Source organism: Rugamonas sp. FW305-51 (genome assembly GCF_058786935.1).
In genome coordinates, this window is record NZ_JBYSZG010000009.1 from 1 (window position 1) to 13,523 (window position 13,523).

Here is a 13,523-nt window from a genome sequence, read left to right on the forward strand (position 1 = left end):
GGCCGGGGCGGCCGCTATTGGGCCGGCTTGGCGGGGCGTATCCAGATCGCCAGCCGGCCCTCGCTCTTCGATTCGAAGTCCTGCACCTGCTGGATCATGCGCGGGTCCAGCACATACTCGGCCGGCAGCAGCATCAGGCCGTCGCGGCTGATCAGGTCGCGCGCCAGCACCATGCCCGGCTGCAGTTCGCCCGACAGCACATCGACCCCGGCGCCCGGATCCTCGGCCGTGTAGTCGACGATCTGGCGGAATGCCGTCACCACGGCCGGGTCGTAGCGTTTGCCGGCCGCGTCCAGGATGAGCGACCTGGCTTCCTCGGGCCGCAGGTGGCGCTGCACCATGGCGCCCTGCTGCAGGTTGAAATAGTCGGCCGCCAGGGCCAGGATGCGGGCCCCGATGGGAATGGCCAGCCCTGAGATGCCGTAGGGGAAGCCGTTGCCGTCGAAGCGTTCGAGCTGGGCGCGCAGGATGGCGGCGCTGCCGCGCAAGTCCTGCAGCGGCATCAGCAGCTGCTCGGCCCGCAGCGGGTGCTTGCGGTACTGGCCCAGCGCCTCGCCATGGAGCAGCGTGAGCGGGGTGGCCAGCATGTCGTCGGTGAAGCCGATCTTGCCGATGTCCTGCAGCAGGGCGGCGATGAACACGTCCTGGGTTTCGCGCGCGTCGAGCTTGAGGGCCACGGCCAGCTTGCGGGCCAGGTCGGCCACCTGGCGCGCATGGCCCGTGTGCTGGCCGCCGCGCAGCTCGACGATGCTGGAAAAGATCTTGATGGTGGTGATGAAGTTGGTCTTGAGCTTGTCGTTGGCGGCCACGGCCGCGTCGTGCTCGACCTTGAGCTGGCGCGTGCGCGCCTCCACCTTCGCCTCCAGGCTCTGGTTGAGGGCCTTCAGTTCCTCGTTCTGGCGTACCGTCAGCTGTTCCAGGCGCTGCTTTTCCAGTTCCAGTTCGCGCCGCTCGAGCGCATGGCGCACCACCAGCACGATGTCGTTGTCGTCCCACGGCTTGGTGATGTAGCGGTAGATCTCGCCGCAGTTGATGGCGTCCTGGATGGACTGGATGTCGGAATAGCCCGTCAGCAGCAGGCGCAGCACGCCCGGCCAGCGCTGGCGCACCTGGGCCAGGAAGCGGGCGCCGTCCATTTCCGGCATGCGCATGTCGGAAATGACGAGGTCGACCGGCTCCCGCTCCAGCACTTCCAGCCCCTCGGCGCCGCTCTCGGCCGTCAGCACCCGGTAGCCGCGCGGACGGAACAGGCGGCGCAGGGCGGACAGGATGTTGGGCTCGTCGTCGACGAACAGCACGGTGGCGCTGGCCGTCTGCAGCACGGGCGGGCTGTGCGGGAGTGCGGCAGCTGTCATAGGCTCGCTTCCTTGGTGTCGGCAGGGTGGCGGATGGGCAGCGTGACGCGGAAGCAGGTGCCCTTGCCGAGCTCCGTGCTGACGTCGATCCTGCCCTTATGTTTTTGCACGATACCATAAGCGAGCGACAAACCAAGCCCCGTTCCCTTGCCCACGGCCTTGGTGGTGAAGAACGGATCGAAGATGCGCGACAGGGCCTCGGGCGCGATGCCGCTGCCCGTGTCGGCCACTTCCAGCCACACCTGGTCGCCCTCGGTGCCGGTGCGCACCGTGATCCGGCCCCGCTCGGGGCCGATGGCGTGGGCCGCGTTGACCACCAGGTTCATTACCACCTGGTTGATCTGCAGCGGCAGGCATTCGATGTCGGGGATGGCGCCGTATTCCTTGACCACGTCGGCCTTGTACTTGACTTCGTTGCTGACGATGTTGAGGGTGGAATCGATGCCCTGGTGCAGGTCGGCCCACACCCATTCCTGGTTGGCGTCCACCCGCGAGAAATCCTTCAAGTCCTGCACGATGTGGCGCACGCGCACGATGCCTTCCTTCGATTCGCTCATCAGGGAAGGGATGTCCTCGCGCAGGAAGTCGAGGTCGATCTGTTCGCGCATGGCGCGCAGCCGGGCCGCCACCTCGGGCGCCGTGACGCTGGCCTCGGCGTCCTGGTAGGCGGCCAGCATCTCGAACAGCTGGTCCAGGTAGCTTTGCAGGGTGCCGAAGTTGGAGAAGATATAGCCGATCGGGTTGTTGATCTCGTGCGCCACGCCGGCCGCCAGCTGGCCGATTGAGGCCAGCTTCTCCGACTGCACCAGCTGCTGCTGGGCCATCGACAGCTGCTCGTTCAGTTCCGTCAGCTCCAGGTTGCGCCGGCGCAGTTCGGCGTCGGCCAGTTCGCGCTGGCGGATGTCGTCCTCCAGCCGCTCGTTCACTTCGGCCAGCTGGGCGGTGCGCTTCTCGACCACGCTCTCCAGGTTGTCGTGGGCCTTGCGCAGGGCGTTCTCGGCCACCCGGCGCTCCGTCACGTCGCGCAGGGTCTCGATCGCGCCCACCACCTTGCCCTGGCGGTCGCGCAGGGGCGCGGCCGTGAAGTGCAGCCAGTGGCCGCTCTCGCCGATGTTGGGGAAGAAGTCCTCGCTCTCGTAGGCGCCGGGGATCAGGGTCGAGCGCTTGTGCTTGCCCAGGTAGTGGCGGTCGATCTCGTCCTCCACCCCGGACACGATGAGGTCGGCCAGCAGGGGCCGCTGCTTGGGGTAGAACGCTTGCCAGTGGTTGCGCGTGCCCACCATGTCCGCCTTGTTCCAGCCCAGCAGCTGTTCGCACGCCTTGTTCCAGTGGGTGACCACGTGGTCGGTGTCGATGGCGAAGGTGGCCACCGGATGGCCGTCGAAAAATTCGGACAGTTCGATACCGGCGTGTGCCGCGTCGTCGCTGCCGGCGGGAGGATCGAAGTGGAGGTTCATGGCTGGGGCATACTCCGTCAGTGGACCAGGATCTGGCACATGTCCTGGAACGTCGCTTCCGTTTCCGCGAACACGGCCAGCCAGGTGGCGTCGCTCAGGGCCAGCATGCGCCAGCTTTGCTGCGACAGGGGCGGTACCTGGTCGTCGTCCTGCCCGGCCAGGTCAAGCGCATGGGCCAGCGCGTCGGCCACCTGGATCAGCAGGGCCAGCGAGACGGTCTCGCCCGCTTCGGGCTGGTGGTGGCCGGCCACGGCTTCCTGTATCTTGCGGGGGAACTTCCAGTGGGCCGCCAGCGCGCTGCCCACGCGCCCGTGGTCGTAGCCGAAGATGGCTTGCTGGGCCGGGCCGGGCAGGCAGTCGTGCTGGCGCCGGTACGCTTCCACCGCGTCGTACTCGGCCGGGTAGCGGGTGGCCAGCACCAGCGTGCCCAGGTCGTGCAGCAGGCCGGCCGTGAAGGCCGTTTCCGGGCTCAGGCGCGCGTGGCGGGCCAGCACGCGGGCGCATACGGCCGTGCCGACGGCGTGGCGCCAGAACGGTTCGAAGTCGAAATGGATGCCGGGTCCGGGCCCGAAGGCGCCTGTGACGGAACAGGCCGTCACCAGGGTGCGGATGCTGTGGAAGCCCAGCACGGCGATCGCCTGCTGGATGGTGGTGACCTGGGACGGCATGCCGTAGAACGAGGAGTTGGCCAGCCGCAGGGTCTTGGCCGTGAGCGACTGGTCGAGCGTGATCTTGTGGGCCAGCGCGTGCAAGTCCACGTCGTCCTGCTCGACGGTGGCCAGCAACTCGGCCACCACGGCCGGCAGCGAGGGCAGGTCGTGCACCCGCTTGATGATTTCGTCGATGGTGGGCATGCTCACTCCCGGTTGCGGTAGTCGGTCAGCAGCTGCAGCAGCGTGGCGTTGGCCTCTTGCCCGGCGCAGTGGCGGAACAGGTGCTGCAGCCGGGCCAGCTGCTGTTCGCGCTGGCGCGCCCGCGCGGCCCGGGCCGCAGCGTCGGCCTCAGCGTCGGCCGGCGCCGCCGGCTCGACGGTGCAGTGTGCCACGCCGCGCCGCCTGAGGCTGGCCAGGGTGGCGTCCGTCAGGGCCGCGCCGCGCGGCAGCAGCACGGCGCCGTGGCCGTCCAGCAGGTCGGCCGCCAGCACCATGCCGGGCGCGGCCTGGGCTAGGGCGATGTGCTGGCCGGCCGGGCGGTTCATGCCGGCACCTCGCTGCGGCTGAGGGTGATCAGGCTGCCGCGCGACGCCGAGCGCGCGCCCATGGGATAGACCATGACGGCGTAGCGCTGGCCGCCGATGACGGTCTGGTGGGCCGGGGCGCCGGCCTGTTCCGCGTCCGGGAACAGTTCCGGCAACACCATGCAGGCCTCGTTGCCGAGCAGGGCGCCGCTGTGCTGGAACAGGGCGGCGGCGGCACCGTTGATGAAGGCGATCATGCCGGCGTCGTCCATGCCGATCACGGGCAGGGGCAGGTGCTGCAGCAGTTCGTGCGCCACGTTGAGGCTGATCTCGTCGCGGCTGATCTGGCGCTCCTTGCGCAGCAACAGTTCCTCCATGCGGCGGTTGGCGGCGGCCAGCTCGTGGTTGGCGGTGCGCACTTCCAGGTGCAGGCGCTCGTTGTCGTCGGCGATCTCCTTGAGCTGGAAGGCCTGGGCGATGTGGCCGCGCAGCAGTTCGTCCTCCCACGGTTTGGTGAGGAATTTGTAGATGGCGCCCTCGTTGACGGCGTCCGTCACCGACTGCAGTTCCGTATAGCCCGACAGCATGATGCGTATCGTGTCCGGATACAGCAGCTTGGCCTTGCGCAGGAAGTCCGCGCCCAGCATGCCGGGCATGCGCTGGTCGGACACGATCACGTCCACCGCGTGCTGGGCCAGCACGTCCAGCCCTTCCTGGCCGCTGTTGGCCGTGTAGATCTGGTAATCGTCCTTGCGCAGCAGGCGCTTGAGCGACGACACGATGTTCTGCTCGTCGTCCACCAGCAGCAGGCTGCGCTTTTGCTTCTGGATGCGCAGCAGGTGGGGCGGCAGGGCGCGCGCGGCGTGCCGCATGGCGGCCAGCTCGTCGGCCGCGACGGGCGCGGCGAAGTAGCGGCCCTGGATCAGGTCGCACATATTGCGGCGCAGGAAGTCGCACTGGGCTTCCGTCTCCACCCCTTCAGCCACCACCACGATGCCCAGGTTGTGGGCCATGGCGATGATGGTCTTGGCCAGGGCCGCGTCGCCGCTGTCGGTGACGACGTCGCGGATGAACTGGCAGTCGATCTTGACGGCGTCGAACGGGTAGCGCTTGAGGTTGCTCAGCGAGGCGTAGCCGGTGCCGAAATCGTCCAGTGTCAGGCGCACCCCCAGCGCCCTGAGGCGGGCCAGGCTGGCGCCGCTGGCGGCGCTGTCCTGCATCAGGGCCGCCTCCGTGATCTCGAGCGTGATGGCCGGCGCCAGGATGCCGTGCTCGCTGAGGATGGCGGCCACGGTGCCGGCGAACAGGCGGTCGCGGAACTGGCGCGGCGATACGTTGACGGCCACCGGCAGCGGCGCCAGCTGTTGCGCCGTCCAGGCGTTGAGGTCGCGGCACGCCTGGCGCAGCACCCAGTCGCCGATGGCGTCGGCCAGCCCGGCCTGCTCGGCCACGGCGATGAAATCGGCCGCCACCAGCAAGCCCTGTTGCGGATGCTGCCAGCGCACCAGCGCTTCCACGCTGGCGATGGCGCCCGTCTGCAAGTCCACCACGGGCTGGTACAGCAGGCGCAGCTCGTCGCGCGCGATGGCCAGCCGCAGCCCGGCTTCCATGCCGATGCGTGCCAGCGTGCGCTGGTTCATTTCCATCGCGAAGAACTGGTACTTGGCGCCGCCCTGTTCGCGCGCGCGCGACAGCGCCAGGTCGGCGTAGCGCAGCAGGGTGGCGCTGTCGGTCCCGTCCTGCGGGTACAGGGCGATGCCGACGCTGGCGCTGGCGTGCACCGGCTGGCCGGCCAGGGTGAACGGCGGCGCCAGCGCGGCGAACATGTGCTCGCACACGGGCATGACGTCGGCCGCGCCCTGGACGGCGCCCACGATGGCGAGAAATTCATGGTCGCCCAGCCGGGCCAGCGTGTCGTGCTCGCGCATGCATTGCTGCAGGCGCTGGGCGGCGATGGCCAGCATCTGGTCGCCGGCCGCGTGGCCCAGGCTTTCGTTGACCAGGTCGAAATTGTCCAGCCCCACGCACAGCAGGGCCACCGTGTGGTTGTGGTGGCTCGCCTGCAGCATGGCTTGTTGCAGGCGGTCGTTGAACAGGCTGCGGTTGGGCAGCCCCGTCAGCTCGTCGTGGGTGGACTGGTAGGTGAGGCGCTCTTCCTTTTCCTTGAGCAGGGTGATGTCGTTGAGGATGCCGATGTAGTGGGTGATGGTGCCTTGCTCGTCGGGCACGGGCGAGATCAGCAGGTCGTTCCAGAACAGGCTGCCGTCCTTGCGGTAGTTGCGCAGCACCACGTGGGCATCCTTGCGCTGGCTCAGGGCGGCGCGGATGGCGGCCAGCGCCGGCTGGTCGCGGTCGCCGTTCTGCAACAGGCGGCAGTTGCGGCCCATGATGTCGATCGGGGCGTAGCCCGTCATCTGGCAGAAGGCCGGGTTGGCGTACATGATGGGGTAGTCGGGCTCGGTGGCGCTGGTGATCAGCACGCCGTTCGAGCAGGCCGCCAGGGCCCGGTTCGACAGCAGCAGCATGTCCTTGAGCTGGCGCCGCTGGGTGATGTCGTTGACCCACCACACCTGGCCCTGCGGCGCTCCTGCGGCGCCGGCGATGCTGTAGCGGGTCACGTGGGTCCACAGCAGGGTATCGTCCTTGCCGCGCCAGCGCACCTCGCTTTTTTGCGGCACGCCGGGCGCGGCCAGCAGGTCGGCCTGGCCGGCCGCGATCAGCTGGTGGTCGGCCTCGGTCAGGAACTGGCCGTAATGGTGGCCCTGCAGCTCGGCCGGCGACATGCCCAGCAGCTGGCACAGGCGGGGGTTGACGCGCTCGACCATGCCGTCCCGGTCCAGGTAGACGATGCCCACCGGCGCCTGCTCCACCGACAGTTGCAGCTGCACGCCGCAGCCGTCCGGCGACGGCGGGACGGGCGGGCTGGCAGCGGGCTGGTCGTGCAGATCCATCAGGCGTACCTATCGTAATGAAAGCTATATGGACAGAAACATAACAAACAGGGTCAATCGATTATAAGGCCTAGGTCGGCGCGGGCGGTGCGCGGGCTGGAAGTTTTTTCATGCCACATGACGGGGCCGCTTGTTGCGGCCGGCAACAATTTGCGGCGCCGCTTGCGATTTTCCCCATGATAGTTGCTACAATAAAAATGCCCTATTCCGTCCGGCGCCTTGCGGTGCGCTGCAGGGCGCCCGTCACCGGGCCTGGAGCAGAGCTACATCATGGCCCTGCCGTGCAGAACAGGCATGATCTGCCGGCAGGATGCTAACGATAGGAGAGGGGGACGCGGCAATGACACAGGCATGGGTAGAGCTCACGCGGCCCGACGGTCGCGACGTGACGGCCCCCACCGAGGCCCAGCTGGCGGCCGCGCTGGCCGACGTCTACAGCGGCAAGACGACGGGGCCGGACGGCAGCCCCGGTACGGCCGTGCTGCGTTTCGGTTACGACGACGGCTTGATGTATGCGCTGGAAGTGGCCGGCGGCGGCAATGTGCGGTTCGAGGAGTGGTCGGACCGCGACTGCGAAATCGCGCTGGCCAACCCGCGCCACATGACGGCCTTGTCCCAGGCCGACGCGCTGCAGCTGTGGCACTGGCTGGCCCAGCGCCAGGTGGCCAAGATCCGCAGCCAGCCGTGGCTGTCGGACGATTGACGGCGTAGGCGCAACACGTTTGATCTGGCGCAAGACTGCGTCTGATATATCTCATACACTGGTGCATTTATAACAACATCAGGAGGGGATATGGACAGCAAGCGCGTGGCCGTCGTGACGGGCGGCATGGGGGGACTGGGCACGGCGATCTGCCACCGGCTGTACCGGGCCGGTTTTGCCGTGGCCGCCACCTATTCGCCCGGCAACAGCGGGGCCCAGGCCTGGATCGAAGAGCGCAAGGATGAGGGCCTGCGTTGCCGCGGCTATCAGGTGGATGTGGCCGACTATGACGATTGCGCGCGGGCCGTGGCCCGCATCCGGGCCGAGCTGGGCCGGGTCGACGTGCTGGTCAACAACGCCGGCATCACGCGCGACCAGAGCTTGCGCAAACTCTGCCGGGACGACTGGCAAGCCGTGCTGCGCACCAATCTCGACAGCGTGTTCAACATGAGCAAGCAGGTGCTGGACGGCATGCTGGAGCAGCGCTGGGGCCGCATCATCAATATTTCCTCCGTCAATGGCCAGAAGGGTGCCTTCGGGCAGTGCAACTATGCGGCGGCCAAGGCCGGCATGCACGGGCTGACCAAGGCGCTGGCGCTGGAAACGGCGCGCCACGGCATCACCGTCAACACGGTCTCGCCCGGCTACTTGCGCACGCGCATGGTGGAGGAGGTGCCGGCCGAGGTGATGGAACAGAAGATCCTGCCGCAGATCGCCGTCGGCCGGCTGGGCGAACCGGACGAGGTGGCGGCCCTGGTGGCCTATCTGGCGTCGGAAGAGGCGGCCTTCATGACGGGGGCCGAGATCGCCATCAACGGCGGCCAGCACATGCGCTAGGACGGCCGATTTTCCCTGCCGAGCCGGACGGATCGTGGCCCAGCACAAGGCGCCCGACGCCAGACGCGGCGGGGCGCATGGCGCGGCGGCTTGCTTGGCGCTGTGGCTTGCTTAGCGCCGCGCCTTTTCTTCCCGCGTCTGGCAGGCGATGCACAGGCGCGCCTCCGGGCGCGCGTTCAGGCGTGAATAGCCGATGGGGTCGCCGCACGTTTCGCACAGGCCGTAGCTGCCGTCGTCGAACTTGGCCAGCGCATGGCGCACCACCTGCAGGTGACGGGCCGAGTGTTCGGCCGCTTCATGCACCAGCTCATTCAAGGTGCGGTTGCTGGCGTTGTCGGCCGGCGACGCTTCCACTTCCATGACGGGCGGGGCCAGCACGTCGGCGCCCGGATCGAGGTCGTCGGCCAGCTGGCTCAACAGGTCCAGACGGGCCTGTTCAAGCCGGGCTTGCAGGGCCTTGTATTGTTCCTGTTCCAGACCGTTCATGACTGCCTCGCTAGCGCTGGTGGGCAAGGGCGCTCCCGCGCGCACGGCGCGCAGGATGGCGTTCAATGCATTGTACTGCAATCGTTGGGGCACGGCAGCGCCGGCGCGGGGGGGCGTGCGGCGTCAGGGGCCTGCACGGCAGGGGGCGGCGGCCCGTATCACCGCAGGTGGCGCACCGCGCAAGGCCGGCGAGCAGGCCGGTGATCCGGATAGCGGTCAGGCCAGCGGTCAGGCCGGCGATCCGCGTAGTGCTCAGGCCAGCGCTCAGGCCGGTGCTCAGGCCGGTGATCCGAGCAACGGTCAGGCCGACAATCCGGCCAGCAGCCAAACCAGCGGTCAGGGCGGCGATCCGGTCAGCAGTCAGGCCAGCAGTCAGGCTGGCGGTGTGGCAGCGGGGCCGTGCAAGTCGGCCAAGTGCTGTTTGATCTTCTCCAGCGGCGTGGCCAGATGCTCGGGCGCGCCGGCAGCGACGGCCGCGCCCAGTTGCAACAGCTCGGCGGCCAGGTCGATCAGGTCGCGCAGCCGATCCAGGGTACGGATGCGTTCGCCGGCCTGTTGCGTCACGTCCAGCAGCTGCTGTTGGGTGCCGGCCAGGCCGGATGCGGCCAGCACGGCCGCATCCAGATACAGGCCGTTGGCGCGCTGACGCAGCGCTACCTCGTTCTCGAACAAAGCCTGGGCCGCGCCTTGCGACAGGCCCTGATCGATGGAGATGCCGGGGCCGGCCGGCTGGCGGCCGGGTGGCTGTTGGCCAGGCGTGGCGGCGCGGATAGCCTTCATCAGGCGCGCGTGCAGGGCGTCGGCGCAGGCGGACAGGCGCTCGGCCAACGCTTCGATGTCGGCCGTACTGGCGGGCGGGGTGGGTGAGGCTGGCATGGCGGCTCCTTGCGCAATGGGGGGCGATAGCGTCGTCGATCAGGGGTGATGATGGCAAATTAGTGGCTGCACTTGCTGGTTGCCGGCCGGGGCGAATGGGCTGGATGGGCCGGACGGCGGCCGCTGGCCTACGCCTACGGTGCCAGCGCCGAGGGGGCGGTTTCTTCGGCCTGGTTCTGGCTGGCGCGCACGGCCGCGCTGGCACGGGCCAGGCTGGCGACGGCGCTCTGGTCGGGCTGGTCCAGCTGGGCCAGCAGCGTCTTGTGGCCGGCGGCGATGGCGTCCAGGTTGCGCGCCGTGAGCGCCAGGCGCCGTCCGATCAGGCGGTACTCGCCGCGCAGGGCGCGCAGCTGCACCTTGGCCAGGGTGGCCAGCAAGCGTTGGTCGGGCGTGTTGCGGTAGGGGATGTTGACCTCCAGCAGTCCCGTGACGATGGCTTGTTCATTGTCGTTGGTGCCCGCGTAGGCGCGCAGCAGGATGCGCATGGCGTCGAGCAATTCCTGCAGCGGCGCATCGCCGGCCTGCACCAGCTCGCGCACGGCCTGTTCCTGGTAGCGGCTGCCGATGGCGTGGGCCAGCAGCCGGGTCATGCCGGCATAGGCGTTCACGTGGCGATCGTCCAGGCCGCTGTCCGGCCACGCCTTGATGGCCGTGCCGGCGGACTTGATCTGGTCTTCCAGGTCGTACTGGTTGTCGCCGGCCAGGGTGCCCAGGGTCTGCATATACAGCTGCACGCTGCGGCCGATGCGCAGGAAGTCGGCGCTGGCGGCGCGCCGGGCCGCGTCCTGCGCCTGTTCGCGGGCGTCGGCCTCGGGACTCAGGTAGGGCTGTTCGCGGGCATAGGTGTCGCGGTAGCGCTCCGTTACATCGTGCCAAGGGCCCAGCTTGGCCGATTCGGCCGCGAAGTCGCGCACTTGCGCCATGCGCGCCGAGCTGCTGGCGCAGCCGGCCAGGGCGGTGGCCAGCCACAGCATCAGCACCAGACGGAACAAGCCGGAGGGAACGAACAGGCGGAGCGGTTTCATATAATCCTTTGGCGTCGGCGTCGGGAGTATTGTTGAGCTACACGGTGGTATGGATGTTGCGAATGCGCAAGTCTAACGGCCGATGGCCAGCGCGTCGCGCCAGCCCAGGCCGCTGGCGGTGTCGCCCAGCGGCTGGTATTCGCAGCCTATCCAGCCCTGGTAGCCCAGTTCGTCGAGCAGCCGGAACAGGAAGCGGTAATTGATTTCGCCCGTGCCCGGCTCATGGCGGCCGGGCGTATCGGCCAGCTGCATGTGGGCGATCAGGGGCAGGTTGGCGCGGATGGTGTTGGCCAGCTCGCCCTCCATGCGCTGCATGTGGTAAATGTCGTACTGGAGGAAAATATTGTCGCAGCCGGTGGCGGCGATCAGTTCGCGTGCCTGCCAGCTGTGGTTGAGGAAATAGCCGGGGATATCGTAGTGGTTGATCGGTTCTATCATCAGGGCGATGCCGTGCGGGCGGCACTGTTGGGCCGCGTAGCGCAGATTGTCCAGATAGGTATCGCGGGCGCGGGACGGCTCCAGGCCGGGCGGCACGATGCCGGCCATGCAATGCAGGCGCGGCGTACCCAGTTCCGCCGCATATTCCAGGGCCAGCGCGACGCCGGTGCGGAATTCCTCGATCCGGCGCGGATCGCAGGCCATGCCGCGGTCGCCGGCCGCCCAGTCGCCCGGCGGCAAGTTATGCAGCACCAGTTCCAGCCGATAGCGGCGCAAGCGCTCGGCGATCTGCTGGGCATCATAAGCGTAGGGAAACAGGAATTCGACACCATCGAAGCCGGCCTCGCGGGCCAGCGCGAAGCGGTCCAGGAACGGTGCTTCCGTAAACAGCATGGACAGGTTGGCGGCAAATTTAGGCATGGGCGCTCCCGGTAAGTGAGTTGCTATGCTAATCGAAAAGCGGGCGGGGCGGCAAAGGCAAAGCGAGCGCGGCGATCAACGGGAAAATAGCGGCAGAACATGATGAAAAAATGGGGACGTACCCCATTTTGAGCTGCGTCGAAAAAGGGGGCGAAAAAGAGGTGCATCAAAAAGGGGCAAAAAGGGGTACGTCCCCATTTTTTGAAAAAGGGGTACGTCCCCATTTTTTGTCCCCATTTTTCAAAAAAAAACCACAGCGCGGGCTGTGGTTTCTTTGCCGGGGGGCTTAGCGGCCGCGGCCGCCGGAGCGGTGCGCCGGCGCCGAGCGCGGGGCGCTGGTGCGGGCGCCGCCACCACCGCCGCCGCTGCGGGGCTTGGCGCCGCCACCACCAGCCTTGACGCGCACTACCTGGCCACCACCGCCACCACCGTTGCGACCGCCGCCATTGCGATGGCCGGGGCCGCCGCTGCGCAGCTGCACCGGCTGCGCACGGGCGTTCGGATCCGGCTCGAAGCCCGGAATCACGGCGCGCGGCAGGGTCTGCTTGATGAGCTTTTCGATGTCTTTCAGCATGTCGTGCTCGTCCACGCACACCAGCGACACGGCTTCGCCCGTGGCGCCGGCCCGGCCCGTGCGGCCGATGCGGTGCACATAGTCTTCCGGAATGTTGGGCAGGTCGTAGTTGACCACGTGCGGCAGCTGGTCGATGTCGATGCCGCGCGCCGCGATGTCGGTCGCTACCAGCACTTGCAGCTTGTTATCCTTGAACTCGGACAGGGCCTTGGTGCGGGCCGACTGGCTCTTGTTGCCGTGGATGGCCATGGCGCCGATGCCGTCGCCGCCCAGCTGTTCGACCAGCTTGTTGGCGCCGTGCTTGGTGCGCGTAAACACCAGCACCTGGTGCCAGTTGTTGCTCTTGATCAGGTGCGCCAGCATGGGGTGCTTCTTGTCGCGGTCGACGGGGTGGATCTTTTGCGCGATCACTTCCACCGTGGAGTTGCGGCGCGCCACTTCGATCATGGCCGGCTTGTTGAGCAGGCCGTCGGCCAGGGCCTTGATCTCTTCCGAGAAGGTGGCCGAGAACAGCAGGTTCTGGCGCTTCGGCGGCAGGGCGGCCAGCACTTTCTTGATGTCGCGGATGAAACCCATGTCGAGCATGCGGTCCGCTTCGTCCAGGATCAGGATTTCCACTTTCGACAGGTCGACCGTGCGCTGTTCCATGTGGTCCAGCAAGCGGCCCGGGGTGGCGACCAGGATGTCGACGCCATGCTTGAGCTGCTTGATCTGGGGATTGATGCCGACGCCGCCAAAGATCACGGTCGAGTTCAGCTTGGTGTACTTGCCATAGGTGCGCACGCTTTCCTCGACCTGGGCCGCCAGTTCGCGGGTCGGGGTCAGGATCAGGGCGCGGATCGGGCGCTGCGAGGTGTTGCCCGTCATGGCCGCGCCGTTGGCGTCGGTCGACAGGCGATGCAGCACGGGCAGGGTGAAGCCGGCCGTCTTGCCGGTGCCGGTCTGGGCGCCGGCCAGCAGGTCGCCGCCATTCAATACCGCAGGGATCGCCTGCGCTTGGATCGGAGTCGGGGTGGTGTAACCCGTTTCGGTTACTGCGCGGACGATAGCGTCGGACAAACCGAGTTTGGAAAAGGACATGATAACTTTATGTAAAGATCGGCCTGTCGCCACGGATGACGCCAGTCGCAGGCAATCGGATTAGGTAAGACAGCGGCAGAGGACTGGTCAGGGCGCCGCAGGCCGGAGTATAACAGCATAGTTTGCCGATTGTTTCGCCACGGA

Annotated in this window: 12 protein-coding genes; 2 read left to right on the forward strand and 10 right to left on the reverse strand. The window is 67.6% G+C overall.

Annotation, left to right across the window (positions count from 1 at the left end; translation table 11 throughout):
* Positions 1-14: 14 nt before the first annotated feature.
* The 5 genes from nosR to AC3WOS_RS08645 are packed head-to-tail and all read right to left on the reverse strand — an operon-like array spanning position 15 to position 6,940.
* Positions 15-1,355 (reverse strand): response regulator c-di-GMP phosphodiesterase, NosR family, encoded by a 1,341-nt coding sequence (gene nosR / locus AC3WOS_RS08625; protein WP_492715496.1) that lies wholly within the window; start codon positions 1,353-1,355, stop codon positions 15-17.
* Positions 1,352-2,812 (reverse strand): ATP-binding protein, encoded by a 1,461-nt coding sequence (locus AC3WOS_RS08630; protein WP_492715497.1) that lies wholly within the window; start codon positions 2,810-2,812, stop codon positions 1,352-1,354. The genes nosR and AC3WOS_RS08630 overlap by 4 nt, the downstream gene beginning before the upstream one ends.
* A gap of 17 nt (positions 2,813-2,829) precedes the next feature.
* Positions 2,830-3,666 (reverse strand): HDOD domain-containing protein, encoded by an 837-nt coding sequence (locus AC3WOS_RS08635; RefSeq protein WP_492715498.1) that lies wholly within the window; start codon positions 3,664-3,666, stop codon positions 2,830-2,832.
* Between the two features lie 2 nt (positions 3,667-3,668).
* On the reverse strand, positions 3,669-4,010 hold the full coding sequence (locus AC3WOS_RS08640) for a hypothetical protein (RefSeq protein ID WP_492715499.1): 342 nt from the start codon (positions 4,008-4,010) through the stop codon (positions 3,669-3,671).
* Positions 4,007-6,940, reverse strand: a complete 2,934-nt coding sequence (locus AC3WOS_RS08645; protein WP_492715500.1) for an EAL domain-containing protein — start codon at positions 6,938-6,940, stop codon at positions 4,007-4,009. Before AC3WOS_RS08645 ends, AC3WOS_RS08640 begins: the two co-directional genes overlap by 4 nt.
* Before the next feature lie 340 nt (positions 6,941-7,280).
* On the opposite strand from AC3WOS_RS08645, the gene AC3WOS_RS08650 reads away from it, so the two are divergent.
* Both AC3WOS_RS08650 and phbB read left to right on the forward strand, forming a co-directional pair.
* On the forward strand, positions 7,281-7,643 hold the full coding sequence (locus tag AC3WOS_RS08650; protein ID WP_492715501.1) for a hypothetical protein: 363 nt from the start codon (positions 7,281-7,283) through the stop codon (positions 7,641-7,643).
* A gap of 90 nt (positions 7,644-7,733) precedes the next feature.
* Entirely contained in the window at positions 7,734-8,480 is a 747-nt protein-coding gene (phbB, locus tag AC3WOS_RS08655; protein ID WP_492715502.1) for an acetoacetyl-CoA reductase, read from the forward strand.
* A 111-nt stretch (positions 8,481-8,591) separates the two neighbouring features.
* Here the strand turns inward: phbB and AC3WOS_RS08660 are convergent, their stop codons facing one another.
* The 5 genes from AC3WOS_RS08660 to AC3WOS_RS08680 all read right to left on the reverse strand — a co-directional run bounded on the left by AC3WOS_RS08660 (position 8,592) and on the right by AC3WOS_RS08680 (position 13,379).
* Entirely contained in the window at positions 8,592-9,059 is a 468-nt protein-coding gene (locus AC3WOS_RS08660) for a TraR/DksA family transcriptional regulator (RefSeq protein ID WP_492715503.1), read from the reverse strand.
* A 279-nt stretch (positions 9,060-9,338) separates the two neighbouring features.
* Positions 9,339-9,842 carry a hypothetical protein gene (locus tag AC3WOS_RS08665; protein WP_492715504.1) on the reverse strand — a complete coding sequence of 168 codons (504 nt, stop codon included), beginning with the start codon at positions 9,840-9,842 and terminating at the stop codon, positions 9,339-9,341.
* A gap of 134 nt (positions 9,843-9,976) precedes the next feature.
* Positions 9,977-10,867, reverse strand: coding sequence for a hypothetical protein (locus AC3WOS_RS08670; protein ID WP_492715505.1), 891 nt, complete (start codon positions 10,865-10,867; stop codon positions 9,977-9,979).
* 72 nt (positions 10,868-10,939) lie between these two features.
* The gene (gene otnI / locus AC3WOS_RS08675) at positions 10,940-11,725 is read right to left on the reverse strand and encodes a 2-oxo-tetronate isomerase (protein WP_492715506.1); all 786 of its coding nucleotides are present in this window, start codon (positions 11,723-11,725) and stop codon (positions 10,940-10,942) included.
* A gap of 286 nt (positions 11,726-12,011) precedes the next feature.
* Positions 12,012-13,379 (reverse strand): DEAD/DEAH box helicase, encoded by a 1,368-nt coding sequence (locus AC3WOS_RS08680; protein WP_492715507.1) that lies wholly within the window; start codon positions 13,377-13,379, stop codon positions 12,012-12,014.
* Between the last annotated feature and the right edge of the window lie 144 nt (positions 13,380-13,523).